At 70.2% G+C, this 25552-nt stretch carries 23 protein-coding genes and 1 pseudogene; 8 read left to right on the top strand and 16 right to left on the bottom strand.

Annotated elements, in window-relative coordinates; all coding sequences use genetic code 11:
* Window positions 1–44: 44 nt before the first annotated feature.
* The 8 genes and pseudogenes from NFT33_RS15640 to NFT33_RS15605 all read right to left on the bottom strand — a co-directional run bounded on the left by NFT33_RS15640 (window position 45) and on the right by NFT33_RS15605 (window position 10401).
* The gene (locus NFT33_RS15640) at window positions 45–1856 is read right to left on the bottom strand and encodes an acyl-CoA dehydrogenase (RefSeq protein WP_251676732.1); all 1812 of its coding nucleotides are present in this window, start codon (window positions 1854–1856) and stop codon (window positions 45–47) included.
* A gap of 19 nt (window positions 1857–1875) precedes the next feature.
* Complete coding sequence (locus NFT33_RS15635) at window positions 1876–2595, bottom strand: ABC transporter ATP-binding protein (RefSeq protein ID WP_220786075.1); 720 nt, start codon at window positions 2593–2595, stop codon at window positions 1876–1878.
* Between the two features lie 28 nt (window positions 2596–2623).
* Window positions 2624–4420: a branched-chain amino acid ABC transporter ATP-binding protein/permease gene (locus NFT33_RS15630; protein ID WP_251676730.1), complete on the bottom strand. Its 1797-nt coding sequence runs from the start codon at window positions 4418–4420 to the stop codon at window positions 2624–2626.
* On the bottom strand, window positions 4407–5444 hold the full coding sequence (locus tag NFT33_RS15625) for a branched-chain amino acid ABC transporter permease (RefSeq protein WP_251676728.1): 1038 nt from the start codon (window positions 5442–5444) through the stop codon (window positions 4407–4409). Before NFT33_RS15625 ends, NFT33_RS15630 begins: the two co-directional genes overlap by 14 nt.
* Before the next feature lie 51 nt (window positions 5445–5495).
* Window positions 5496–6677 carry an ABC transporter substrate-binding protein gene (locus tag NFT33_RS15620; protein WP_251676726.1) on the bottom strand — a complete coding sequence of 394 codons (1182 nt, stop codon included), beginning with the start codon at window positions 6675–6677 and terminating at the stop codon, window positions 5496–5498.
* A gap of 150 nt (window positions 6678–6827) precedes the next feature.
* The gene (locus tag NFT33_RS15615) at window positions 6828–7598 is read right to left on the bottom strand and encodes an SDR family NAD(P)-dependent oxidoreductase (protein ID WP_251676724.1); all 771 of its coding nucleotides are present in this window, start codon (window positions 7596–7598) and stop codon (window positions 6828–6830) included.
* A 78-nt stretch (window positions 7599–7676) separates the two neighbouring features.
* Window positions 7677–9571 (bottom strand): annotated as a pseudogene (locus NFT33_RS15610) (feruloyl-CoA synthase).
* Window positions 9572–9576: 5 nt separating this feature from the next.
* Window positions 9577–10401: a crotonase/enoyl-CoA hydratase family protein gene (locus NFT33_RS15605; protein ID WP_251676722.1), complete on the bottom strand. Its 825-nt coding sequence runs from the start codon at window positions 10399–10401 to the stop codon at window positions 9577–9579.
* 71 nt (window positions 10402–10472) lie between these two features.
* Here NFT33_RS15605 and NFT33_RS15600 point away from each other — a divergent pair, with 71 nt between their 5' ends.
* The 3 genes from NFT33_RS15600 to NFT33_RS15590 all read left to right on the top strand — a co-directional run bounded on the left by NFT33_RS15600 (window position 10473) and on the right by NFT33_RS15590 (window position 12022).
* Window positions 10473–10634, top strand: a complete 162-nt coding sequence (locus tag NFT33_RS15600; protein WP_251676720.1) for a hypothetical protein — start codon at window positions 10473–10475, stop codon at window positions 10632–10634.
* Window positions 10621–11511, top strand: coding sequence for an amidohydrolase family protein (locus NFT33_RS15595; protein ID WP_251676718.1), 891 nt, complete (start codon window positions 10621–10623; stop codon window positions 11509–11511). Before NFT33_RS15600 ends, NFT33_RS15595 begins: the two co-directional genes overlap by 14 nt.
* Before the next feature lie 205 nt (window positions 11512–11716).
* Window positions 11717–12022 carry a c-type cytochrome gene (locus NFT33_RS15590; RefSeq protein WP_149502629.1) on the top strand — a complete coding sequence of 102 codons (306 nt, stop codon included), beginning with the start codon at window positions 11717–11719 and terminating at the stop codon, window positions 12020–12022.
* A 215-nt stretch (window positions 12023–12237) separates the two neighbouring features.
* Here the strand turns inward: NFT33_RS15590 and NFT33_RS15585 are convergent, their stop codons facing one another.
* The 4 genes from NFT33_RS15585 to xseB all read right to left on the bottom strand — a co-directional run bounded on the left by NFT33_RS15585 (window position 12238) and on the right by xseB (window position 16292).
* Window positions 12238–13008 carry a ferredoxin--NADP reductase gene (locus NFT33_RS15585; RefSeq protein ID WP_149502630.1) on the bottom strand — a complete coding sequence of 257 codons (771 nt, stop codon included), beginning with the start codon at window positions 13006–13008 and terminating at the stop codon, window positions 12238–12240.
* A gap of 163 nt (window positions 13009–13171) precedes the next feature.
* Window positions 13172–15100, bottom strand: a complete 1929-nt coding sequence (gene dxs / locus NFT33_RS15580; protein WP_251676716.1) for a 1-deoxy-D-xylulose-5-phosphate synthase — start codon at window positions 15098–15100, stop codon at window positions 13172–13174.
* Between the two features lie 41 nt (window positions 15101–15141).
* A complete protein-coding gene (locus tag NFT33_RS15575; RefSeq protein ID WP_251676714.1) occupies window positions 15142–16044 on the bottom strand; it encodes a polyprenyl synthetase family protein in 903 nt (300 codons plus the stop codon).
* The gene (gene xseB / locus NFT33_RS15570; protein ID WP_037479289.1) at window positions 16041–16292 is read right to left on the bottom strand and encodes an exodeoxyribonuclease VII small subunit; all 252 of its coding nucleotides are present in this window, start codon (window positions 16290–16292) and stop codon (window positions 16041–16043) included. Before xseB ends, NFT33_RS15575 begins: the two co-directional genes overlap by 4 nt.
* Window positions 16293–16648: 356 nt before the next feature.
* On the opposite strand from xseB, the gene NFT33_RS15565 reads away from it, so the two are divergent.
* The 4 genes from NFT33_RS15565 (at window position 16649) to NFT33_RS15550 (ending at window position 20208) form a co-directional block, all read left to right on the top strand.
* Window positions 16649–17770: an aromatic ring-hydroxylating oxygenase subunit alpha gene (locus NFT33_RS15565; RefSeq protein WP_149502634.1), complete on the top strand. Its 1122-nt coding sequence runs from the start codon at window positions 16649–16651 to the stop codon at window positions 17768–17770.
* 87 nt (window positions 17771–17857) lie between these two features.
* Window positions 17858–18769, top strand: a complete 912-nt coding sequence (locus NFT33_RS15560; RefSeq protein WP_251676712.1) for a DMT family transporter — start codon at window positions 17858–17860, stop codon at window positions 18767–18769.
* A 22-nt stretch (window positions 18770–18791) separates the two neighbouring features.
* Window positions 18792–19649 carry a sulfurtransferase gene (locus tag NFT33_RS15555; protein WP_251676710.1) on the top strand — a complete coding sequence of 286 codons (858 nt, stop codon included), beginning with the start codon at window positions 18792–18794 and terminating at the stop codon, window positions 19647–19649.
* A 124-nt stretch (window positions 19650–19773) separates the two neighbouring features.
* Window positions 19774–20208: a universal stress protein gene (locus NFT33_RS15550; RefSeq protein WP_149505140.1), complete on the top strand. Its 435-nt coding sequence runs from the start codon at window positions 19774–19776 to the stop codon at window positions 20206–20208.
* 24 nt (window positions 20209–20232) lie between these two features.
* Here NFT33_RS15550 and NFT33_RS15545 read toward each other — a convergent pair whose 3' ends face one another.
* The 3 genes from NFT33_RS15545 to NFT33_RS15535 form a co-directional block, all read right to left on the bottom strand.
* Complete coding sequence (locus NFT33_RS15545; RefSeq protein ID WP_251676858.1) at window positions 20233–21012, bottom strand: TIGR00266 family protein; 780 nt, start codon at window positions 21010–21012, stop codon at window positions 20233–20235.
* Between the two features lie 117 nt (window positions 21013–21129).
* Window positions 21130–21891 (bottom strand): hypothetical protein, encoded by a 762-nt coding sequence (locus tag NFT33_RS15540; RefSeq protein ID WP_251676709.1) that lies wholly within the window; start codon window positions 21889–21891, stop codon window positions 21130–21132.
* Window positions 21878–23254, bottom strand: a complete 1377-nt coding sequence (locus tag NFT33_RS15535; protein ID WP_251676707.1) for a M48 family metalloprotease — start codon at window positions 23252–23254, stop codon at window positions 21878–21880. Before NFT33_RS15535 ends, NFT33_RS15540 begins: the two co-directional genes overlap by 14 nt.
* Window positions 23255–23306: 52 nt before the next feature.
* On the opposite strand from NFT33_RS15535, the gene NFT33_RS15530 reads away from it, so the two are divergent.
* Window positions 23307–24128, top strand: a complete 822-nt coding sequence (locus NFT33_RS15530; protein ID WP_251676705.1) for an SDR family NAD(P)-dependent oxidoreductase — start codon at window positions 23307–23309, stop codon at window positions 24126–24128.
* 4 nt (window positions 24129–24132) lie between these two features.
* On the opposite strand, the gene NFT33_RS15525 is transcribed toward NFT33_RS15530, so the two are convergent.
* On the bottom strand, window positions 24133–25552 hold a 1420-nt coding region (locus tag NFT33_RS15525; RefSeq protein WP_309296160.1), incomplete at its 5' end, for a calcium-binding protein.

The following is a 25552-nucleotide window of genomic DNA, read 5'->3' as shown; positions in this document are numbered from 1 at the left end:
GCCATCTTGCCCGCACTCGGGCGGCGGGCCTGCGGGCGAGCGGCTCAGAGACCCGGCCACGCCAGCTCCGGCACGCCGGATTCGATGCGCGTCCAGCGCCAGCGCGCGGCCGGCAGCAGCCAGTCGCGGCCGTGCGCGCACAGCGCCTGCAGGCGCTGGCGCCGTGCCGCGTCCAGGTCGCCCAGGCTGGCGCGCAGCAGCCGCGCCCAGGCCCAGACCAGCAGCGTGTGGCCGAGCGCGTGCAGATAGTCGTCGGCCACCAGGAAGGGCAGGTCCGGCCGTGCCGCGCGCTCGCGCTGCAGCGTCGCGGTGGCGCGCTCCAGGGTCGCGGCCTCGTCGCGCAGCAGCGCGGCCCAGCGCGCCAGGCCGGCCGGATCGCCGTCCGCGGCCGTCCCGGCCAGCGCGTCGAGCGTGCCGGCCTCGCCGCGCAGCACCTCGAGCAGCAGCGCCAGCCGCCCCGGCCGGTCGAGCACCTTGCGCATCAGCAGGTCGATGGCCTGGATCTCGTTGGTGCCCTCGTAGATCAGCGCGATGCGGCTGTCGCGCACATGCTGCTCGATGCCCCAGTCGTGCACATAGCCGTGGCCGCCGAGCACGCCCAGCGCCTCGTTGGCACCGTGGTGGCCCAGGTGGGTCAGGAAGGCCTTGACCACCGGCGTGAGCAGGGCGACCAGATCGTGGCGCTGCGTGCGCACCGCGGCGTCCGGATGGTGTTCGGCCTCGTCGAGCAGCAGCGCGGTCCAGTAGGCGATGACCCGCGCGCCCTCGGTGCGGGCCTGCAGGTCGAGCAGGATGCGGCGCATCGCCGGATGCCAGGCGATCGGGTCGGGGCCGCGGGCGGCTGCAGCGTCGATGCCGGCCGGGCGGCTCGGCGCGCGCAGCTGCAGCCGCTCCTGCGCGTAGGCCGAGGCGATGCGGGTGGCCGCCTCCAGGTGCCCCAGGCCCTGCATGCCGACATGCAGCCGCGCCGAGTTCATCATCAGGAACATCGCCGCCAGGCCGGCGTTGGGCTCGCCCAGGATCCAGCCCTCGGCCTGCTCGAAGCGCATCTGCGCGGTGGCGCTGCCCTTGATGCCCATCTTCTTCTCGATGCCATCGCACCAGGCGCCGTTGCGCCGGCCGTCGGGCAGGATCTTGGGCACCAGCACCAGCGTCAGGCCCTTGGTGCCATCCGGTGCGCCGGGCAGGCGCGCCAGCACCAGGTGGACGATGTTGTCCGTCATGTCCTGGTCGCCGCCGGAGATGAAGATCTTCTGGCCGGTGACCGTGACCGCTGCGCCGTTGGTGACCGGCGCGGCCGCATCCACCGGCTCGCAGCGGGTGCGGCTCAGGCCGAGGTCGCTGCCGGCCTGCGGCTCGGTCAGGTTCATCGTCGCCAGCCATTCGCCGCTGACGACTCTGGGCAGGTAGCGCTCGCGCAGCGCCGGCACCGCGTGGTGGCGGATCGCCTCGCAGGCGCCGTGCAGCAGGCCGGGATACATCGTCCAGGCGTGGTTGGCGCCCACCAGCATCTCGAAGAGCGCGGCGTTGAGCAGCTGCGGCAGGCCCTGGCCGCCGTCCTCGGGCGCGCAGGGCAGGGCGGGCCAGCCGCCCTCGACGAAGGCCCGCCAGGCGGCGGGAAAGCCGTCGGGCGTCTTCACCGCGCCGCCGGACTGCCAGGTGCAGCCCTGCAGGTCGGCCGGGCCGTTCAGCGGCGCGATCACGTCCTGCGCGAAGCGGCCGGCCTGCTCCAGCACCTCGCGCGCCAGATCGGCGTCGACCTCGGCGAAGTCGGGCATCGCGCGCCAGGAGGCCGGCGCGTCGAGCACCTGCTCGATGACGAAGCGCATGCGCTCCAGGGGGGGCGTGTAGCTCATGTCCGGGCTCCGGGGCGCATCACTTCTTCGCGCCCAGATAGGTCTCGATGACGCGCGGGTCGACCGCCAGCTCGCGCGCCGGGCCCTCCAGCGCGATCGCGCCGGTCTCCAGCACATAGCCGTAGTCGGCCACTTCCAGCGCGGCGCGCGCGTTCTGCTCGATCAGCAGGATGGACACGCCCGTCTCGCGCAGCCGCTCGATGATGCGGAAGATCTCGCGCACGATCAGCGGCGCCAGGCCCAGGCTGGGCTCGTCGAGCATCAGCACCTTGGGCTGGCTCATCAGCGCGCGGCCGACCGCCAGCATCTGGCGCTCGCCGCCCGACATCGTGCCGGCCTGCTGGTCGCGGCGCTCCTTCAGGCGCGGGAACAGGGTGTAGACCCGCTCGAGCTGCTCCAGCCACTGGTCGTTGCCGCGGCGCTTCTGGCGCCAGCCGCCCAGCACCAGGTTGTCCTCGACCGTCATCGTCGAGAACAGCTCGCGCTTCTCGGGCACCAGCGCCAGGCCGGCCATCACCCGTTCCTCGAGCGGCACGTCGATGATGTCGCGGCCGTCGAAGGAGATCGCGCCGCTGGCCGGCAGGATGCCCATCAGCGCGTTGAGCGTCGTCGACTTGCCGGCGCCGTTGGGGCCGATCACCGTCACCACGCTGCCCTGGGGCAGCTTCAGGTCCAGGCCCGAGAGCACCTCGGCCTTGCCGTAGCCGGCGCGCAGGCCGCGCACTTGCAGCAGATCCATCGTCCTTGTCTCCCGTGAAGGCTGAGTCTCAGTGCTCGGTGCCGAGGTAGGCCGCGCGCACCTCGGGGCTGTCCTGCACCTCGGCCGGCGTGCCCTCGATCAGCTTGGTGCCGAACTCCATCACCACGATGCGGTCGGTCAGGTTCATCACGAAGTCCATGTCGTGCTCGACCAGCAGCAGGCTCATGCCCTCGCCTTTCAGCTGGCGCAGCACCGCGGCCAGTGCCTGCTTTTCCTTGTGGCGCAGGCCGGCGGCGGGCTCGTCGAGCAGCAGCAGCGCCGGGTCGGTGCACAGCGCGCGCGCGATCTCCATCAGCCGCGCCGGGCCCAGCGCCAGATTGCCGGCCAGCTCGTGCATCTGGTCCTTCATGCCGATGCGCTCGAGCTGGCGCTCGGCCTCGCGGAAGAGGCGGCGCTCCTCGTCGCGGTCCAGCCGCAGCATCGCCTGCGCCATGCCGGCCGAGCTGCGCAGGTAGCCGCCCAGCGCGACGTTCTCCAGCACCGTCATGTCCGGCAGCATCTTGACGTGCTGGAAGGTGCGGCTCATGCCGCGCCGCGCGATCTCGCGCGAGGCCAGCGCCGAGACATCCTCGCCGCGGAAGCTGACCCGCCCGGAGGTCTTGGCCAGCACGCCCGAGATCAGGTTGAAGGTGGTCGACTTGCCCGCGCCGTTCGGGCCGATCAGGCCGATGATCTCGCCGGCGCGGATCCGGAACGACACGTCGTTGACCGCCACCAGGCCGCCGAACTGCTTGCGCACCCGGTCGACCTCGAGCAGCAGTTCGCCCGGCGCCGGCTTGGCGCGCTCGGGCAGCGGCGCGGCGTCGGCCCAGTCGCGCACCCGGCGCTTCTCCGGCAGGAAGCGCGCGAACAGGCGCTCGATGTGCGGCCACAGGCCCTCGGAGGCGTACTTCAGCACCACCACCAGCACCAGGCCGAAGACGATGACCTCGTAGTTGCCGCTGGTGCCGATCAGCCGCGGCAGCCAGTCCTTGAGCTGATCCTCGGTCAGCTTGACCAGTGCCGCGCCGGTGAAGGCGCCCCAGACATGGCCGACGCCGCCCAGCACCGCCATGAACAGGTACTCGATGCCCTTCGACAGCGAGAAGGGCGAGGGGTTCACGGTGCGCTGGAAGTGCGCAAAGAGCCAGCCCGAGACCGAGGCCAGCATCGCCGCCAGCACGAAGACCTGGACCTTGTAGCGGTAGGTGGAGATGCCCATCGCCTCGGCCATGGTCGTGCCGCCCTTGAGCGCCCGGATCGCGCGGCCGCTGCGCGAGTCCAGCAGGTGGATGACCGCCAGCGCCGCCAGCAGCGCGATCACCCAGATCACGTAGAAGTAGCTGCGACCGGAGCCGAGATCGAGGCCGAACAGGCTCAGCGCCGGCACGCCCAGGATGCCGTCGTACTTGCCCAGCATCTCCATGTTCGACATGGTGTAGTAGAGCGCCAGCGCCCAGGCGATGGTCGCCAGCGGCAGGTAGTGGCCCGACATGCGCAGCGTGACGGCGGCCAGCACCAGCGCCACGACCACGGTGATGCCCAGGCCGATGAACAGCGTCAGCCAGGGCGACAGCCCGACATTCACCGCCAGCGTGGCCGCGGTGTAGGCGCCGATGCCGACGAAGGCGGCCTGGCCGAAGGAGGTGAGGCCGGCCACGCCCGTCAGCAGCACCAGGCCGAGCGAGACGATGGCATTCAGGCCGATGTAGTTGAGCTGGGTGATCCAGAACTCGGGAACCGGCAGGACCGGCAGCAGCGCAAGCAGCGCGGCGAAGGCGATGAACCAGCGTGTACGGGCCGACACCACGTCAATCCTCCTCATGATGCGGGTCACGCAGCGAACGCCACAGCAGGACCGGCAGGATGGAGGTGAACACGATCACCTCCTTGAACGAGCTGGCCCAGAACGAGCCGAACGATTCGAGCAGTCCGACGCCCATCGCGCCGACCAGGGCCAGCGGATAGCTCGACAGCCCGGCGAAGACCGCCGCGACGAAGCCCTTCAGGCCGATCAGGAAGCCCGAGTCGTAGAACACCGTGGTGGTCGGTCCGATCAGCAGGCCCGAGAGCGCGCCGATGAAGGCTGCCATCGTGAAGCTCAGCCGGCCGGCCTGCACCGTCGAGATGCCCATCAGCCGCGCGCCGACCCGGTTCACCGCGGTCGCGCGCAGGGCCTTGCCGTACAGCGAGCGCTCGAAGAACAGCCACAGCATCACGATCAGCGCCGCCGAGGCCAGGAAGATGATGATCGTCTGGCCCGAGAGCATCAGCGGCCCGGCCGAGAAGCGCTCGTCCCAGAAGCTCGGGTTGCGGAAGCCCTCGGCGCCGAAGAACAGCAGGCCCAGGCCCAGCAGCGCGAAGTGCACGCCCACCGAGACGATCAGCAGCACCAGCACGGTGGCGTCGGCCAGCGACTCGTAGGCCAGCCGGTAGGTCAGCCCGCCCAGCGGCGTGACGATGGCCAGCGTCAGCAGCGCCTGCGCCACCAGCGGCAGCTGCATCGGCGCCACCGTGATGGCCAGCGCCGACACCGCCACCGGCACCGCCAGCGTCAGGCCGGCCTCGCGCAGCAGCAGCGCGGTCGGCCGGCCCTGGCGCAGGCCCTGCACCAGCGTGGTCAGCGCCACCAGCACCGCCATGATCAGCAGCAGCCAGACGGTGCCCGGCACCTGGCCGGTCTGCAGCAGCGCCAGCGTCAGCGCCCCGAAGGCGACGAACTCGCCCTGCGGGATGAAGATCACCCGGGTCACGGCGAAGAGCAGCACCGTCGCGGTGGCCAGGAGCGCGTAGACCGCGCCGTTGGTCACCCCGTCGAGTGCGAGGATGCTTGCGATCGAGAAGTCCATGGGTTCGTCTCGTGCGGGCCCGCGCCGGCAGCGGCACGGGCGGGGCGGTTGTTACTCGACCTTCCAGTCGCCGTTGACCACCTTGAGGATCACGCCGGTCTCGGTGGTGAAGCCCCAGTGGTTGTCCTTCGCATAGGTCAGGACGCCGTGCGAGACGACGGTGCGGCCCATCGTCTCGACCGCGTCCTTCAGCGCGGCGCGGAATTCCGGCGTGCCGGGCTTGCCCTTCTTCAGCGCCACCGGCACCACCTTCTCCAGCACCAGCGCCGCGTCATAGGCGTGGCCGGCGAACTGGTTGCGCGAGCCCGCGCCATGGGCCTTCTCGTACTTCTGCACGAAGTCGAGCGCGACCTTCTTCGACGGGTGGCTGTCGGGCAGCTGCTCGCCGATCACCGCCGGGCCGGAGACGACATAGGCGCCCTCGACATCCTTGCCGCCGACGCGCATCAGGTCGCGGGTGGCCGCGGCATGGGTCTGGTAGATCCTGCCCTTGTAGCCGCGCTCGACCACCGCCTTGTGCGGCATCGCCGCGCCCGAGCCCGAGGCGACGATCAGCATCGCGTCCGGGTTGGCGGCCACCAGCTTGAGTGCCTGCGCGGTCACGCTGGTGTCGGAGCGGGCGAAGCGCTCGGTGGCCACCACCTTGATCTCGGGCGCGATCTTCGCGGCCTCGGCCTGGAAGTCCTTCAGCCAGCTCTCGCCGTAGGCGTCGGTGTAGCCCAGGAAGCCGACCGACTTCACGCCGAGCTTCTTCATGTGGCCCAGCAGCGCATGCGACATCACCGCGTTGGACTGCGGCAGCCGGAAGGCCCAGGCGTCCTTGCCGGCCTGCAGCACCGCCGGCGAGAACATGAAGTGCGGCGTGCTGGCGGCCGCGACGGTGTCGGACATCGCGATGGCCACCGGCGTGGCGGCCGAGCCCATGACGATGTCGGCCTTGTCCTGGGTGACGAAGCGCTGCGCGTTCTGCACGCCCTTGGTCGGGTCGGTGGCGTCATCGAGCACGATGACATTGAGCTTCTCGCCGGCGATCGAGGTCGGCCACAGCTTGATCGCATTGCCCATCGGAATGCCCAGGCCGCTGGCCGGCCCGGTCAGCGGCAGCGACACCCCGATGGTGATGTCGGCCATCGCCGCGCCCGACACCGCCCACAGCGCCGCGCTGGCGAGCAGGGTCTTCAGGAGCGGCTTGCTGGCGTTCTCTTGCGTCTCTTGCGTCTTGTGCGTCGTCATGTCTTCCTCCGGGGTCCGGTGAGGTGGTGGCACTGTGCCGTTGAGGGAAATCAAGGACCATGCGGATATTCCCGACCGTCCGGTCGGTCTATGTGACGCCTCCGCGAAGCGTCGGGTCGCGTCCGGGTCGGCTGCGGCCGGGGCGGGCGATCAGCGCGGCGCCAGCCGCAGCGCGCCGTCGAGGCGGATGACCTCGCCGTTGAGGTGGCCGTTGGCGACGATGTGGGCGGCGAGCTGCGCGAACTCGGCCGGGTCGCCCAGCCGCTTCGGGAAGGGAATCGCCGCGGCCAGCGACTGCTGCACCGCCTCGGGCAGCTCGTTGATCAGCGGCGTGGCGAACAGGCCCGGCGCGATCGTGCAGACCCGGATGCCCCACTGCGCGAGGTCGCGCGCCAGCGGCAGCGTCATGCCGACCACGCCGCCCTTGCTGGCCGCATAGGCCTCCTGGCCGACCTGGCCGTCGAAGGCCGCGACCGAGGCGGTGTTGACGATGACGCCGCGCTCGCCGGCAGTGCCCTCCAGCGGCTCGAGCTTCGCGATGCGTGCGGCCGCCAGCCGGACCATGTTGTAGGTGCCCAGCAGGTTGACGCGCACCACCCGCTCGAAGTCCTCCAGCGGCGCGGGCGAGCCGTCGCGCTGGATCACCCGCTTGGCGGTGCCGATGCCGGCGATGTTCATCAGGATGCGCGCGGGTCCGAGCGCAGCCTCGGCGGCATCGAGCGCGGCCGAGACGCTGGCGCTGTCGGTGATGTCGCAGCGCAGCGCCAGGCCGCCGATCTCGGCGGCCACCGCCTCGGCGCCGGCGGCGTTGACGTCGAGCACCGCGACCTTCGCGCCCTGGCGGGCCAGCTCGCGGGCGACCGCGGCACCGAGGCCGGAGCCGCCGCCGGTGACCAGGGCGGTGTGTCCTTGAGTCTGCATGGGAGGGGTTCCTTCGTGGGTCCCCGCCTGCGCGGGGATGACGCAATCAAGCGGGTGGCGTGCGGGCGCGCTCGGCGCTCAGCCGCGGCGCGGCAGGATCAGGAAGGGATCGCTCTCGCGGCCCTCGTACATCGCCTCGACCAGCGCGGCGCGGTGCTGCAGCACCGCACGCTGGTTGATCGAGCCCTTGTCGGTGACCTCGCCCTTGTCGATCGAGGGCGGCTCGGCCAGCACATGCAGCCGCGCCGGCCGGTTGGCGCTGCCGGTGCCCTCGCGCCAGAGCCGGTCGGCGAGCTGCTGGAAGAATCCGCGCACCGCGGGCAGGTGCAGCAGCTCCGGCACCGGCAGCGTCGCCGCGGCCGGCTCGCCCAGCTCGGCGGCGAGCCGGCGGCACTCGTCGATGCGGGGGAAGACCAGCAGGCCGATCTCGTCGCGGTTCAGCCCGGTGACGACGACGTCCTGCACGAGGGCGCGCCGGCCAGCGTGACCCGGGCGCGCAGGGGGCCGACGCTGACGAAAGTGCCGGTCGAGAGCTTGAAGTCCTCGGCGGTGCGGCCGTCGAAGACCAGGCCGCGGTTCGGGTGGGCCGGATCGATGAAGCGCACCGCGTCGCCGGTGCGGTAGAAGCCGTCGGCGTCGAAGGCGTCGCTGGTCTGCTGCGGCGCGCGCCAGTAGGCCGGCATCACGTTGGGGCCGCGGAAGCGGATCTCGGTCTTGGCATGCGGATCGTCGGCCGCGCCGTCGCGCACCAGCTTCACCTCGACGCCGGGCACCGGCAGGCCGATCCAGCCCGAGCGCACGTCGGTGCCGACCGCGAAGGTGCACGACGGGGCCGTCTCGGTCATGCCCAGGCCGGTGATGATGCGGATGCGCTCGCCCACCGTCGCCTCGGCCAGCGTCTCCAGCCGGTCCCAGACCGCCTGCGACAGGCCGGCGCCGGCGAACATGAAGGCGCGCACGCGGGCGAACAGCGTGCGCCGCAGCTGCTCGTCGGTCTCCATCGCCGTGGCGATCTCCTCGAAGCCCTTCGGGACGTTGAAGTAGACCGTCGGCGAGATCTCGCGCAGGTTGCGCAGCGTCTCGGCCATGCCCTTGGGCGTCGGCTTGCCGTCGTCGATGTAGAGCGTGCCGCCGTTGTAGAGCACGATGCCGACGTTGTGGTTGCCGCCGAAGGTGTGGTTCCACGGCAGCCAGTCGACCAGAACCGGCGGCTCCTCGGCGAGGAAGCGCAGGCACTGGCGGATCATCTGCTGGTTGGCGCAGATCATCCGGTTGGTGTTGATGACCGCCTTGGGCAGCTTGGTCGAGCCGGAGGTGAACAGGAACTTGGCGATGGTGTCGGCGCCGACCGCCGCATGCGCGGCCTCGCCCGAGGCCTGCGGCGCGGTCGCCAGCAGGTCGTCGAAGGGCGTGACCTCGCGGCCTTCGAGCGTGCCGGCGCCGAGCACCACCTCGACGTCGGGCGCGAACACCGCCTCGATGGCGCGGCCGTAGGCGGCGCTGGCGGCGAACACCAGGCCCGGCGTGACGGTCGCGGCGATGTGGCGCAGCTTGCCGTGGTCCTGCGACACCAGCGAGTAGGCCGGCGACACCGGCACGTAGGGCACGCCGGCCCACATCGCGCCCAGCGCCAGCGTCAGGTACTCGATGTCGTTGTCCGACAGGATCATCACCGGCCGCTCGGCCGACAGGCCGCGGTCGGTCAGCGCCTGGCCGATGGCGCGCACCCGCGCCAGCATCGTCGCGTAGCTGATGCGGCGCCAGTCGCCGCCGTGGACGCGCCGGGCGACGAAGATGCGCGACGGCGCCTCGGCGGCCCACTGCTCCAGGCAGTCGGTCAGCCGGTCGGGAAACCAGCCCAGCGCCTCGGTCGAGCGCAGCACGGTCGTGCCGTCGGCGCGGGCCTCGATCGTCGCGTCGACGCAGCCGCCGACCTCGGCGTGGCGGTAGCGGGCAGGGGTGTCGACATGCATCGCGCTCACTCCTTCACGACCTTGCCGGCCCGGCCTTCGAGGAAGGCGCGCAGCCGCGCCTGCGCTTCGGGCGTGTTGCTGGCCGATGCGGCCATCAGCGATTCGGCGAACAGGCCCTCCGACGGGCTCATCTCGACGATGCGCGGCAGCGCGTGCATCACCGCGAACGCCGTCATCGGCGCGTTGCCGGCGATCTTCCGGGCCAGCTCGATGCCCTTGGCCAGGCCGGCGCCGTCGCCGACGCGGTAGTTGACGACGCCGTAGCGCTCGCCCTGGTCGGCGTCGAAGACGCGGCCGGTCAGCATCATGTCGGTCATGCGCGCCGTGCCCATCAGGCGCGGGATGCGCACCGAGCCGCCGCCGCCGACGAAGATGCCGCGCTGGCCTTCGGGCAGGCCGAAGTAGGCCGAGTCCTCGGCGACGCGGATGTGGCAGGACGCCGCCAGCTCCAGCCCGCCGCCGACCACCGCGCCGTGCAGCACCGCGATCACCGGCACGCGGCCGAACTGGATCGCGTCGAAGGCGGCATGCCAGCCGCGCGAGTGCAGGATCGCGGCGTGGATGTCGCGCTCGACCAGCTCGGAGAGGTCCAGCCCGGCGCAGAAGTGCGCGCCCTCGCCGCTGACCACCACCGCACGCACGTCGGCGGGCAGGTTGACGAAGGCGGTGTGCAGCTGCGCGATCAGGCCGTCGTTGATCGCGTTGCGCTTGACCGGGCGGTTCAGGCGGATGTGCAGCACCGCGCCGTCCTGGCTGATCTGCAGCAGGTCCAGGCCGGCCAGCAGGCCGGTCGCGGGGGTGAGGGTGGAGTCGGGGGCAGGCGTGCTCATGTCGTGAGGACTCGTTTCGCTGTCGCTTGATGCTTAGTAAATATAAGTATCTGGCTGCGATGAATACCCCCATGGAAACCCTTGATCTGCAATTTGCAGTCGTGATGAGTCGTGTTGTTGCGGGTAAACCCTCGGTACGGGATGCTTTTTTAATTACAGAATTTAAGAAAATTTCCCGTGACACCGCCCGCAAGACTGCCCCAGGACTGGACCCCGCCGATGAATACCGATGACCTGATCGCGATCGACATCCACACCCATGCCGAGGTGTCGTGCTGGAACCCGTTCGACAACTACGGCGAGGAGTACGACCGCGCCGCCGACAAGTACTTCGGCTCGAACCGGCGCCCGACCATCGCCGAGACGGTCGCCTACTACCGGGAGCGCAGGATCGGCCTGGTGATGTTCACCGTCGACAGCGAGAGCAAGCTGGGGCGCCGGCGCATTCCCAACGAGGAGATCTGCGAGGCGGCGAAGGCCAATTCGGACATGATGATCGCCTTCGCCTCGATCGACCCGCACAAGGGGAAGATGGGCGCACGCGAGGCACGCCGCCTGATCGAGGAGCATGGCGTCAAGGGCTTCAAGTTCCACCCGACGGTGCAGGACTTCCTGCCCTACGACCGCATGGCCTGGCCGATCTACGAGGTGATCGCCGAGTACAGGCTGCCGGCGATCTTCCACTCGGGCCACTCGGGCATCGGCTCAGGGATGCGCTGCGGCGGCGGCCTGCGGCTGCAGAACTCCAACCCGATGCTGCTGGAGGACGTGGCGATCGACTTTCCCGACATGGAGATCGTCATCGCGCACCCGAGCTGGCCATGGCAGGACGAGGCGCTGAGCCTGGCGCTGCACAAGCCCAACATCTGGATCGATCTCTCGGGCTGGAGTCCGAAGTACTTTCCGCAGCAGCTGGTGCAGTACGCCAACACGCTGCTGAAGGACCGCATGCTCTTCGGCTCGGACTATCCGCTGATCACGCCCGAGCGCTGGATGAAGGACTTCGACGAGGCCGGCTTCAAGGACAAGGTCAAGCCGCTGATCCTCAAGGACAACGCGATGCGGCTGATGCGCCTGGGGCCCTACCGGGAAAGCGCTGCGTCGGTCTGAGGCGCGGTGTCACGGAGTTGAGCACTGTTCGCGGCATTTGTCTCGCACCTGGCGGGGTGATCCGCGTCGGCACAGGGTAAGCACTGTCACTGGGCAGGGGGCAGGGCCGTTGAATCACACGGCACGCGGCTTGCTGATGACGCCGCGGCTCGGTCGGTTCACCGGCCGAACCTGTCCGATCAACGCCCCGTATCGAGGAGACCCCATGAAGTTCGTCGTGCTGTCCGCCCTGGCTGCCACCCTGTCCCTGTCCGCCGGCCTGTCGCAGGCTGCCGACGGCAAGGAAATCTACAACCAGAGCTGCGCGATGTGCCATGCCGCCGGTCTGGCCAATGCGCCGAAGCTCGGCGACAAGGCCGCCTGGGAGCCGCGTCTGAAGGCTGGCAAGGATGGCCTGGTCCAGTCCGCGCTGAAGGGCAAGGGCGCGATGCCGGCCAAGGGCGGCAACCCGAAGCTGACCGACGAGCAGATCGGTGCCGCGGTCGACTTCATGCTGGCGTCGGTCAAGTGAACCGGGCCTGCCATCCGGCCGGATGACCGGATTGCACAAATTTGTGGCAACCTAGTGAAACTGCTTGAAGATCAAGGACTTGCGAGTCGGCTCAGACAGTAATCCCCAGGGTTGTCCACAGGTGCTGTGGAATGGCGGGCACAAAAAAAGCGCGACGGCTGTCGCGCTTTTTTCATTGGGGGATGGACGGGCGATGGTCGCTCGCCCTGCCGTGCTCACTGCTCGGCGAAGGCGCGCTCGATGACGAAGTCGCCCGGCTTGGTGGTGTTGCCTTCGGCGAAGCCACGCTCTTCCAGCATCTTCTTCAGGTCGCGCAGCATGGCCGGGCTGCCGCAGATCATCACGCGGTCCTCGGCCGGATTCAGCGCCGGCAGACCGAAGTCGTTCCACAGGCGGCCGTCCTCGATCAGGTCGGTGATGCGGCCCTGGCGCTCGAACGGCTCGCGGGTCACGGTCGGGCAGTAGATCAGCTTGTCGCCGATGATCTCGCCCAGGAACTCGTGGTTCGGCAGGCTCTTGAACAGGTCCTGATAGGCCAGCTCGGCGACCTCGCGGCAGCCGTGCACCAGGATGACCTTCTCGTAGCGCTCGTAGGTCTCGGGGTCCTGGATGATCGACAGCCACGGCGCCAGACCGGTGCCGGTGCCGAACAGGTACAGGCGCTTGCCGGGGTTCAGGTAGTCGACCAGCAGCGTGCCGGTGGGCTTGCGGCCGACCAGGATCTTGTCGCCCGGCTGCAGATGCTGCAGGCGCGAGGTCAGCGGGCCGTCCGGCACCTTGATCGAGAAGAAGTGCAGCGTCTCTTCCCAGTTCGGGCTGGCGATCGAGTAGGCGCGCAGCAGCGGCTTGCCGTCGACCGGCAGGCCGATCATCACGAAGTGACCGTTGGAGAACCGGAACGCGGTGTCGCGGGTGGTGGTGAAGCTGAACAGGCGATCGGTCCAGTGATGCACCGAGAGCACGGTCTCTTCGTTGAAGGCTTTCATGGCGGCAGGATCAAGAGCGAGTGAAGCCCCACCCGGTATCACAGGTCGTCGCCTGTGGCAAGTGAAAGTGGGGCGAGCAAAGGTGCCGAGGATAACCGAATCCGCGCGGGATCAGGGTTTGTCCGGTGCATCCGCGGTTGACTTCAACCGTGTTCAGCCGTGTTCAACCATTGACCACGGTGCGCAGCGTGGTCGGCGGGTTGATGAAGCGTTCGGTGATCGTGCGCTCGATGCCGGCGGCATCCAGGCCGCACTGCGACAGCAGCACCGCCGGATCGCCGTGATCGATGAAGCGGTCGGGCAGGCCGAGCTGCAGCACCGGCACCGTCAGGCCGAGCGCATTCAGATGCTCGGTGACCGCGGAGCCGGCGCCGCCCGTCACGCAGCCTTCCTCGATCGTCACCAGCGCGTCGTGGCTGCGTGCGAGCTGCTCGACCAGCGCGCCGTCGATCGGCTTGACGAAGCGCATGTCGGCCACCGTCGCGTCGAGCTTCTCGGCCGCGGCCAGCGCCGGATGCAGCAGCGTGCCGAAGGCCAGGATGGCGATGCGGCGCGTGCCGGGGCGACCCTCGGTCAGCGTCGAGGAGCGGCGCACCACGCCCTTGCCCCACTCGATCTCGTCGAACTCGCGGCCGGCCTCGGCGCCGATGCCGCTGCCGCGCGGGTAGCGCACCGCCACCGGGCCGCCGTGGCGGTAGGCGGTGGTCAGCGCGCGGCGCAGCTCGGCCTCGTCGGAGGGGGTCAGCATCGCCATGTTCGGGATGCAGCGCACGAAGGCGATGTCGTAGGCGCCGGCGTGCGTCGCGCCGTCGGCGCCGACCAGGCCGGCGCGGTCCAGCGCGAAGACCACGTCGAGGTTCTGCAGCGCCACGTCATGGATCAGCTGGTCGTAGGCACGCTGCAGGAAGGTCGAGTAGATGGCGACCACCGGCTTGAGGCCCTCGCAGGCCATGCCGCCGGCGAAGGTCACCGCATGCTGCTCGGCGATGCCGACATCGTGGTAGCGGGCCGGGAAGCGCTTGTGGAACTCGACCATGCCGGAGCCCTCGCGCATCGCCGGGGTGATGCCCACCAGCTTCATGTCGGCGGCGGCCATGTCGCACAGCCACTGGCCGAAGACCTGCGTGAAGGTCGTCTTCGGGGCGACGGCCGGCTTGACCAGGCCGACGGCCGGATCGAACTTGCCGGGGCCGTGATAGGCGATCGGATCGGCTTCGGCGAGCTTGTAGCCGTAGCCCTTCTTGGTGACGACATGCAGGAACTGCGCGCCCTTGCGGTCGCGCAGGTTCTCCAGCATCGGGATCAGCGCGTCGAGGTCATGGCCGTCGATCGGGCCGACATAGTTGAAGCCGAACTCCTCGAAGATCGTGCCCGGCACCACCATGCCCTTGGCGTGCTCCTCGAAGCGGCGCGCCAGCTCCAGCAGCGGCGGCGCGTTCCTCAGCACCTGCTTGGCGCTCTCGCGCGCGGCGGCGTAGAAGCGTCCGCTCATCAGCCGCGCGAGGTACTTGTTCAGCGCACCCACCGGCGGGCTGATCGACATGTCGTTGTCGTTCAGCACCACCAGCAGATTGGGCACGCGGCCGGCGTGCGGCATGCCGCCGTTGTTCAGCGCCTCGAAGGCCATGCCGGCGGTCATCGCGCCGTCGCCGATGATGGCCACGCAGTGGCGGCTCTCGCCCTTGAGCTGCGCGCCCAGCGCCATGCCCAGCGCCGCCGAGATCGAGGTCGAGGAGTGCGCGGTGCCGAAGGTGTCGTACTCGCTCTCGTCGCGCTTGGGGAAGCCCGACAGGCCGCCGGCCTGACGCAGCGTCGGGAAGCGCTCCTTGCGGCCGGTCAGGATCTTGTGCGGATAGGTCTGGTGGCCGACGTCCCAGACCAGGCGGTCGTCCGGCGTGTCGAAGACATGGTGCAGCGCGATCGTCAGCTCGACGGTGCCGAGGTTGGACGACAGGTGGCCGCCGGTGCGGGCCACGTTGCGCAGCAGGTAGTCGCGCACCTCGGTGGCGAGCTGCTTGAGCTCGGGCCGGGACAGGGCACGCACATCGGCCGGGGACTGGATGCGGTCGAGCAGCGGAGTAGGCAGGGTCATCGCGAGGGATCCGTCGAAGGGCGCGTCGGCGCGTCAGGGCATCAGGAGACGCGGTCGATGACGCGGTCGGCCAGGACCGCCAGCGTCGAGGTGTCGGGCAGGTCGCTGGTCTCGAGCGCGGCGCGCGCGCGGGCATGCAGCGCGTCGGCGCGGGCGCGGGCACCCTCGAGGCCGAGCAGCGAGACATAGGTCGGCTTGTTCTGGTCGGCGTCCTTGCCGGCGGTCTTGCCCAGCACCTCGGAGTCCTGGGTGCAGTCAAGAATGTCGTCGACCACCTGGAAGGCCAGGCCGATCGCCCAGCCGTAGTCCGACAGCGCCGCGGCGGCGCGTCCGGGCAGCTCGCCACAGGCCGCGCCCATCATCACGCTGGCCTGCAGCAGCGCGCCGGTCTTGCGGCGGTGCATGTCCTGCAGCTGAGGCTCGGTGAGCGGGCGGCCGACGCTGGCCAGGTCGATCGCCTGCCCGCCGGCCATGCCCTCGACACCGGAGGCACGCGCCAGCAGGCTGCACAGCCGCGCCTGCAGCGCCGGGGGTACCCGGTCGCGGCCGTCCTCGGCCGGTGGGGTCAGCACCTCGAAGGCCAGCGCCTGCATCGCGTCGCCGGCCAGCATGGCCTGGGCCTCGCCGAACTCGACATGCACCGTCGGCTTGCCGCGACGCAGCACGTCGTTGTCCATGCACGGCATGTCGTCGTGGATCAGCGAGTAGGCGTGGATCAGCTCGACCGCGCAGGCCGCGCGCATCGCCGCTTCGGCATGGGCGCCGACGGCCTCGGCCGCAGCCAGCACCAGCAGCGGGCGCAGGCGCTTGCCGCCGTCGAGCACGCCGTAGCGCATCGCCAGTCCGAGGCTGGCCGGGGCATCTGCGCGGACATGGGTGCTCAGCGCGGTCTCGACCGCTGTCAGCTGCGCAGCCACCCAGTCATCGAAGGCAGGGCGCTTCATGAGGGATCGCTCCAGGGTTTGAGCTGCCCGTCGTCGAGCATCCTCACCTGCTGCTCCACCGCGTCGAGCCGGGCACGGCAGAAGCCGAGCAGCTCGGCGCCGCGACGGTAGCCGTCGAGCAGCTGGTCGAGCGGCAGCTGGGCGGACTCCATCGACTGCACCAGCCGATCGAGTTCGGCCAGCGCGCTTTCATAGCTCTCGGGTTCGCGGGCGCTGGGGGAGGAGGGGGCGGAGGCGCTCTTGGGCATGGCGTCTGGGGGAAAGGGCTCGATTGTAGAGGGCCGCTCCTGCTGTCACCGTGCATCGTGGGTGACGCGCCGGTGACGATGAGGCCGCACCCTCAGGCAAGCCGAAAGATCGTCGCATGTTGTATCCGGTCGACACACGCAGACGCAGCGGGGGCATGGACGCCACATGGGCAGCGCGCTCGATGAGCTCGGCTACAATGTCAGGTTCGCCCTGGGCGACACCGCCCACCCCGGTCCGGCAGCATGCCGCTGCACTCATGCCTCCCATGTTTCCAGCATGGGGCAGGCGCCCAGTGGTCTGGGACCATTTCCGTGGGGTGGTGGTTCGACATGGATTTTTGGAGATCCTGGGGATCATGTCCGACCTGAGCACACAGCAAGCTCTCCTTCGCAGCCGCACCCAACTTCCGGTGACCAGCTATTTCGACCCGGCGCTCTACGAGCAGGAGATGAAACTCATCTTCGATGCCGGTCCCCGCTATGTCGGGCACGAGCTGATGGTCCCGGCGCGGGGTGATTTCCATGCGCTTGCGCAGGAACGCGAGGGCCGCGCGCTGATCCGCACCGACAAGGGCGTCGAGCTGGTCTCCAATGTCTGCCGCCACCGTCAGGCGGTCATGCTCAAGGGCCGCGGCAACACCGGCGGCAACCTGGTGTGCCCGCTGCACCGCTGGACCTACGACCTGGGCGGCAAGCTGATCGGCGCGCCGCACTTCAGCGAGGATCCGTGCCTGAACCTGCGCAACTATCCGGTGCGCACCTGGAACGGCCTGGTCTTCGAGGACAACGGCCGCGACATCGCCGCCGACCTGGCGAACCTGGGTCCGAAGGATGTCCTCAACTTCGAGGGCTACCAGTTCCACAACGTCATCCAGCACGAGTGCAACTACAACTGGAAGACCTTCATCGAGGTCTATCTGGAGGACTACCACGTCGGTCCGTTCCATCCGGGGCTGGGCAACTTCGTCACCTGCGACGACCTGCGCTGGGAGATGGGACGCGACTACTCGGTGCAGACCGTCGGCACCGCGCCGGGCATCGGCGAGGCGCTGGGCCGGCCGGGCAGCAAGGTCTACGAGCGCTGGCATGAGCAGGTGCGCCGCTTCCAGGGCGGCGTGGCGCCGAAGCACGGCGCGATCTGGCTGACCTACTACCCGCACATCATGATCGAGTGGTACCCGAACGTGCTCACGGTCTCGACCGTGCATCCGATCAGCCCGGAGAAGACGCTCAACACGGTGGAGTTCTACTACCCCGAGGAGATCGCCGCCTTCGAGCCCGAGTACATCGAGGCCCAGCAGGCCGCCTACATGGAGACCTGCATCGAGGACGACGAGATCGCCGAGCGCATGGACGCCGGCCGCCGCGCGCTGATGGAGCGCGGCGACAACGAGGTCGGCCCCTACCAGAGCCCGATGGAGGACGGCATGCAGCACTTCCACGAGTGGTATCGCCGCGTCATGGACTTCAAGGACTGATGCGCAGGGACTGATCGCCGCCGGCGGCCCCTGACGGCCGCCGCGCGTCGCCGACCCGGGGAGGCCCGGGCCGTTAGCATGCCGGGCATGAATGCTCCGATGCTGATGGTCCTGGCCTCCCTTCTCTTTTCGCTGATGGGGGTGTGCGTCAAGCTCGCCAGCACGCAGTTCGGCACCGGCGAGATCGTGATGTACCGCGGCCTGGTCGGCGCGGTGGTGATGGCGGTGCTGGTGCGCGCGCGCAGGCAGTCGCTGCGCACCGCCGTGCCGGGCATGCACCTGTGGCGCAGCATCGTCGGCGTGTCGGCGCTGTGCCTGTGGTTCTACGCGATCAGCGGCCTGCCGCTGGCCACCGCGATGACGCTCAACTACATGTCGCCGATCTGGATGGCGATGTTCCTGATCGGCGGCTCGGTGCTGCTGGGCGGCGCGCGGGTGGATGCGCGGCTGGTGGCGACCGTGCTGGCCGGCTTCGTCGGCGTGGCGGCGATCCTGCGCCCGAGCATCGACCGCGACCAGCTCTGGTTCGGCATCGTGGGGCTGTTCTCGGGCATGCTCTCGGCGCTGGCCTATCTGCAGATCACCGCGCTGGGCCGCGCCGGCGAGCCCGAGACGCGGGTGGTCTTCTATTTCTCCTGCGCCGGCACGCTCGCAGGCCTGGCGCTGACGCTGCTGCAGGGCGGCCCCAGCGGCGGCCATGACCTGCGCGGCATGCTGCTGGTGCTGGCGGTGGGCGTGTTCGCCACCGCCGCGCAGCTGGCGATGACCCGTGCCTTCTCGATCGGCCGGCCGCTGGTCAATGCCAGCCTGCAGTATCTGGGCATCGCCTTCTCCTTCGCCTGGGGCGTGCTGCTGTTCGACGATCCGGTCCATCCGCTGGCACTGCTGGGCATGGCGATGGTGGTGGGCTCGGGTATCGTCGCCACCCGGCTGCGCCATGCCGGTGCCGCGCCGCGCCGCGGTACCTCCGACACGCTGCCGCCCGATCTCGAGTCCTGATCCTGCCGCCCCACACCACACCATGACGATCTCCCCCGACTCCTCCTCTCCGCTGATCTCCGCCGAGGCGCTGAAGGCTGCGCTCGGCCGTGTGCGCGTGTTCGACGTGCGCTTCGACCTGGCCCGGCCGGACGCCGGCGAGGCCGCCTGGCGCGAGGGCCATCTGCCCGGCGCGCATTACCTGCACCTGGACCGCGACCTGAGCGCCAAGGACGGCGTGCCCGCGCTGTGCGGCGGCCGCCATCCGCTGCCGACGCGCGAGGTCTTCGCAGCTACCGCCGCACGGCTCGGCCTGACGCCGGACACGCCGGTGGTGCTGGTCGACGCGCAGGGCGGCATGTTCGCCGCGCGCGCCTGGTGGATGCTGCGCTGGATCGGCGCGCGCGACGTGCGGGTGCTCGACGGCGGCCTGGCCGCATGGCGCGCGGCCGGCGGCGCGCTGGAGCCGGGCGAGGTCGCGCCCGCCGCGGCCGCGCCCGCCTGGCCGCTCGCGCCCGAGCCGGAGGGCCTGCGCCTGACCGCCGACGCGCTGGCGGCGCAGCTGGGCCGCGTCGCGCTGCTGGATGCGCGTGCGCCCGAGCGCTACCGCGGCGATGTCGAGCCGCTCGATCCGGTGGCCGGCCACATTCCCGGTGCGCTGAACCGCCCCTTCAGCGCCAACCTCGGGCCGGACGGCCGCTTCCTGCCGCCCGAGGCGTTGCGTGCGGCCTTCCAGGGCCTGGCCGGCGCGCGTCCGGTGGTGCACCAGTGCGGCTCGGGCGTGACCGCCTGCCACAACCTGCTGGCGATGGCGGTGGCCGGCCTGCCCGGCGGCGCGCTCTACGCGGGCTCGTGGAGCGAGTGGTGCCGCGACCCGGCGCGGCCGGTGGCGCAAGGCTGACGCTGCCCTTGCCGTCCTTGCCGTCGGTGCGGTTCTTGATGAAGCTCAAGCCGCGCCTGGCCGTGCGGCGCATGATCGGTTCATCCCTTTTGCTTTCCAGTCCGCAGGAGTTCCGATCATGTCCATGTACAAGCGCATCCTGGTGCCGACCGACGGCTCGGAGATCACCGCCAAGGCGGTCGAGACCGCGGTGACGATGGCCCGGGCCTTCGGCGCGACGCTGCTGACGCTGGCGGTCAAGGAGCCCTTCCCGTACAGCGCGATCACCGAGATGCAGCCGATCCCGCCGCAGGAGTTCTTCGATGCGCAGGAGCGCATCGCGGTCAAGCATCTCGATCAGGTCAAGGCGGCCTGTGCCGCCGCCGGCGTCGAATGCCTGGCGGCGGCGGTCGAGGCCGCCCATCCGTGGGAGTCCATCATCGACTTCGGCAAGGACCAGGGCGCCGACCTGATCGTCATGGCCTCGCACGGCCGCCGCGGCGTGGCCGCGCTGCTGTTGGGCAGCGAGACCCAGAAGGTGCTGACCCACAGCACCGTGCCGGTGCTGGTGGTGCGCTGATCTCGCTGGGGCGCCGGGTGCGCCTCAGCGGCTGCCGCCGAGGAAGCCGCCGAGCAGCGAGCCCTCGTCGCTCGACGAGCCGCCGGTCTGCGGCGCGGCGGCAAACACCCGGCTGGCCAGGCGCGAGAACGGCAGGCTCTGCAGCCACACCGTGCCCGGGCCGGTCATCTTCGCGAAGAACAGGCCCTCGCCGCCGAAGAGCGCCGTCTTGATCTTGCCGACGTACTGGATCTCGAAGTCCACGTTCGGCGTGTAGGCCACGACGCAGCCGGTGTCGATCAGCAGCGTCTCGCCGTGGCGCAGTTCGCGGCGCAGCACCGTGCCGCCGGCATGCACGAAGGCCAGACCGTCGCCCTCGAGCTTCTGCATGATGAAGCCCTCGCCGCCGAAGAATCCCACCGAGAGCTTCTGCTGGAAGTGGATGCCCAGCGAGACGCCGCGCGCCGCGCACAGGAAGGAATCCTTCTGGCAGATCAGCATCCCGCCGAGCTGGCGCAGGTCCATCGGCAGGATCTTGCCGGGATAGGGTGCGGCGAAGGCGACGCGCTGCTTGGCATGGGCCTGGTTGCTGTAGACGGTGGTGAACAGCGACTCGCCGGTGATCAGCCGCTTGCCCGCGCCGAGCAGCTTGCTCATGAAGCCGCCCTCCTGGCGACCGCCGTCGCCGAAGACGGTGTCCATCTGGATGCCGCCCTCCATGAACATCAGGCTGCCGGCCTCGCCGATCGCGGCCTCGCCGGGGTCCAGCTCGACCTCGACGAACTGCATCTCGGCGCCCTTGATCTCGTAGTCGACCGCATCCATGCGGCCGCCGGGCGCCGGCGCCTGGCCGAAGGAGGACATCGGGGACGGTGCAGGGCTGGGCGCGTTGTAGGAGGAGAAGAGTGACATGGCGTTCAGGTTTGGACGACGTGTCCGCGATCATCGCACCAGCGGTGCGCGCAGCCGGGCAAAGTCCCGGGGAGCCACATACTGCAGCACGGGTTTGCCCCGGCCCTGCGGGTCGAGCGAGACCACCAGGCCGCGCTCCGGGTAGAGCAGATGCACCTGGCCATCGGCCGAGCCGATGCGTTCCGGCGCCGGTCCGAAGCGCTCCAGCGCCACCGCCTCGTCGAAGCGCGCGGCCGGCAGGAAGGTCAGCGCGGCCAGCGTGGCCTGCCGGGCCTGCATCGCATCGTCGAACCTCAGCGTCAGCCGGTAGCTGCCGCTGGGCTGGGGTTCGCGCTCGGTGGCCTGCTCGGCCCAGCGCTGCAGCGTGGCGGCCTCGGCCGCGCCGGTCAGCACCAGCCGGCCCTGCACGAAGCCGGCGCGCACCGTCTCCAGATAGGCCTCCAGCGTCAGCGTGCCCTGCGGATCGCGCACCAGCGCGACCTTCATCTCGGCCGCCTCGGCCGGCCAGCTGCGCTCGATGCGCGCCAGCGGATCGCGCCCCGGCGTGACGCCGAAGACCTCGGTCAGGCCATCGCCCAGCGGCGTGATCTGCCAGGGCAGCAGCCGGGCGGCGTCGGCGCTGGCGGCCGGCGGCGGTCCGCCGCGCAGCTGCTGCCAGGCCCACGGCGCCATCAGCGCGACGACCAGGAACAGCAGCGTGCCCAGCAGCAGCAGCGCCACCATCCGGCCGGTGCCGACGCGGGGCGCCGGGGGCGGGGAGACATTCGGATCGGTCGGTTCAGCGGACGACATGGCCCATCGCTTTCAGTCGGTTGGCGGAGAACTGCGCCGCCTCGCCCTGACGGCTGATCTGCAGGAAGCGCGCATAGTGCTCGGCCGCACGGCGGTCCTGGCCCATGCCGTCGAGCGAGACGGCCTTCAGGAACAGCACGCCCGGATCGCCTGGCAGCACCCGGTCGTGCTGCTCCAGCGCGGCGTAGGCTGCACCGGGGTCGCGCAGGCCCAGATGCAGGGTCGCGGCCAGCTTGTGCGCCTGCGCCTCCTGCGGGTAGATCGCCCGGGCGGTCTCGACATGGCGCTGCGCCTCGCGGGCCTGGCCCTGGGCCTGCAGGCACTGGCCCATGCGCAGATGGGCGGCGTAGTCGCGCGGGGCGACCTTCAGCGCCTGGGCGAACTGGCCCTGCGCCTCGCCGAGCGCCTTGCGGCCCATCGCCAGCTCGCCGTTCTTGCAGGCCTGGATGGCCGGACGAATGCGGCGCAGGCTGGCGGTCGAGTCCATGAAGCGCTCGCGCTGGCGCGGTGCGCTGCGGCTGCCGGCGTACTGGGTGCGGGCCAGCTCCTGCGCGCGGGCCATGCGGTCGGTGCTCATCGGGTGCGAGGAGAACATCGTCTCCAGCAGGCCCGGCTTGTCCTTGTGCTGGCTGACCAGCAGCTGGTGCAGCCGGGTCATGCCCTCGGCCGGATAGCCGGCCTGCACCAGATAGTCCTGGCCGAGCGCATCGGCCTGATGCTCATGCTCGCGCGAGTAGCTCGCCAGCATCGCGCTGGCGCCGAGCTGCGAGCCCAGACCCACCAGCGGCGACCAGGCCGAGTCCTGGGTGGCTGCCGCCAGCGACACCACCGCCACCTGCGCGACCAGCGCCTGGCCCTGGCGCTGCGCCGCATGGCGCGCGTTGACATGCGCCAGCTCGTGGCCGAGCAGCGCCGCCAGCTCCGATTCGTCCTGCAGCTCCACCAGGATGCCGCGGGTCACGCCCATCGCGCCGCCGGGAAAGGTGTAGGCGTTGATGTAGTTGGCGTTGAGCGTGCGGTAGCTGTAGGGCATGTCGCGGCGCTGGGTGCGCTGCTGCAGCGTGCGGCCGACCGTCCCGACATAGCGGTTGACCTCGTCGTCCTGCACCGCGCCGAGGTCCTGCGAGAACTGGTGCGGCGCCTGCTGCGCGTCGATCTGGCGCTCCTGCTCCTCGCTCATGCCGACCAGGATGCGCTCGCCGGTCACCGGCGAGACCGCGCAGCCCGACAGGCCCGACGACAGCGTGCCTGCCCCCAGGCTGGCGCCGAACAGCCAGAGCGCATCGCGCCGGCTCGGGCGGTTGCGCCGCAGTCGCGCGGCGAGATCGGGCGGTGCAGAGGAGGGAAGATCAGCTTGGCTCATGGCGGTGATTCTAGGCACGCTTGTCTGGTCCGGTCCGGCCGACAATCCGGGCATGAACCCGACCTCCTCCCACGCCGCACCGTCCTGCGGCCCGCTCGATCGTCTTGATCATCTCGTCATCCTGACCGGCGCCTCGCGCGGCCTGGGGCTGGCGATGGCGCGTCGCCTGCTGGCCGGCCCCGGCCTGCTGCTGGTGGGCATCGCGCGCCAGCCCGATGCGGGGCTGGACACGCTGGCCACCGCTCACGGCAGCCAGCACCTGGCCTGGCCGCTGGACCTGAGCGACGCGCCGGCTGCGGCCGCGCGGCTGTCGGCCTGGCTGGCCACGCAGCCGCCGGCGCGCTGGCGCCGCGTCACGCTGATCAACAACGCTGGCGTGATCCCGCGCATCGGCCCGCTGGGCGAGGATGCGCCCGGCGCGCTGTCGGCCGCGCTGCGTGTCGGCCTGGAGGCGCCGATGCTGCTGACGGCCGCGCTGCTGGGCGCGACCGCCGGCTGGGCGGCGCGTGCCGGCGGCGAGGTGCGGGTGCTCAACCTCTCGTCCGGCCTGGGCCGGCGCGCGATGGCCGGCAGCGCCGCCTACTGCGCCGCCAAGGCCGGCATGGACCACTTCAGCCGCGCGGTCGCGCTGGAGGAGGCAGCCGGCGCACACCCGGCGCGCATCGTCTCGCTGGCGCCGGGCGTGATCGACACCGACATGCAGGTGCAGCTGCGCGGCGCCGATCCGGCCGGATTCCCCGACCACGGCCGCTTCGTGCATCTGCAGTCGGCCGGCCTGCTCGACAGCGCCGACGCGGCCGCCGCCAAGGTGCTGGCCTGGCTGGATCGGCCGGACTTCGGCGTGCAGCCGGTGGCGGATGTGCGCGAGGGCTGAGGCCTCAGCTCCAGCTGGCCGCCAGCACCGGCGCGAGCAGCATCTGCTGGCCGGCTGTCAGCGAGGTCTGTCCAGCTGCCGGCGGCACCATCGCCGCCATCGCGCTGACCAGCGCATCGACCTTGGTGTCGAGCAGGACGCGGCCGGTGCTGGTGCGGATCTGCTCGACATGGCCGGCCTGGCCGAGATACCAGTCCTGGATCGTCACCTGGTCCGACGTGCCGATCACGCTGATCTGCAGGTTGTTGCCGCTGCGGCTCAGCCAGAGCTGGTCGTGACCGATGCCGGACTGGAACAGGAGCTGGTCGCTGGCAGCGTCCGTATTCTGCGATTCGACGACGAGATCGATGCCATCGCCGCGCGAGAACAGGTAGGTGTCAGATCCGGTGCCGGCCCAGATCGTGTCGTTGCCGGTGCCCCCTTGCAGCGTGTTCTGGCCACTGCCTGCATAGAGTCGATCGTCACCGCCGTCTCCGCTCAGAAGATCGTTGCCATCGCTGCCCGCGACCGTGTCGTTGCCATCACCCCCATAGACCAGGTTGTTTCCTGCGCCTCCGCTGACGATGTCGTTGCCGCCCATTCCGTAGATCGTGTCGTTGCCGTCCAGACCGTATATCTCGTTCATTCCGGCGCTGCCGATCATGGTGTTGTTCAGCGCATTGCTTTCCGCGATGACGGTCGTGCTGATGATCTTCAGGTTCTCGATGTCGGTCCCCAGCGTCCAGGACTTGACCGAGCAGAGCACCGTATCGACCCCCTCGCCAGCAAACTCGATCGTCTGGTCATCCATGTGGTTGACGACATAGGTGTCATTGCCCGTGCCGCCATACATGACATCCATCCACGAGCCGCCATCCAGCCAGTCATCGCCTTCATAGCCCAGGAGCGTGTCGCTGCCTTCCATGCCGCTGAGCGTGTCGGCCAAGTAGGAGCCGCGGATCAAGTCGCTGCTCGCGGTGCCGGTGAGGGCCAGGGTGCGCAGCTCGTCGGGGCCCCACTGGCTGCCGTCGGCGAAGCGCACGATCTGAGCGCCCGAGAGCCGGCCGCCCAGATCGGCGCCCTGCATCGGCACCCACGGATTGCGGTACATGTTCAGCGTGACCGAGTCGGTCGTGCCGCGCAGCGACAGCACGAGGTCGTTGCCGGAGAGCGTGACCGCGACATCGGCCTGAGTGATGCCGGCACCGAACTGCAGCGTGTTGCTGCCGATCGCGGTGTCGGTGCGCGCACTGATCACGTCCTGACCGTCGCCGCGGTTGAAGACGAAGGTGCTTGCGCCGAGGCTGCGCAGGATATCGCTGCCGGCGCCGCCGGTGATCATGGCGTTGCCGTTGGCGGAGATCGTGTCGTTGCCCGCGCCGCCCAGGATCGTGTCGGCGCCTTCGAAACCGCCGTTGATGGAGTCGTTGCCGTCGCCGCCGAGA

The sequence above is a fragment of the Sphaerotilus sp. FB-3 genome, from assembly GCF_023706025.1.
In the GTDB taxonomy this organism is placed as follows: domain Bacteria; phylum Pseudomonadota; class Gammaproteobacteria; order Burkholderiales; family Burkholderiaceae_C; genus Sphaerotilus; species Sphaerotilus sulfidivorans.
The sequence above is the reverse complement of the archived record's forward strand: the minus strand, read 5'-3'. Positions and strand labels throughout refer to the sequence as shown.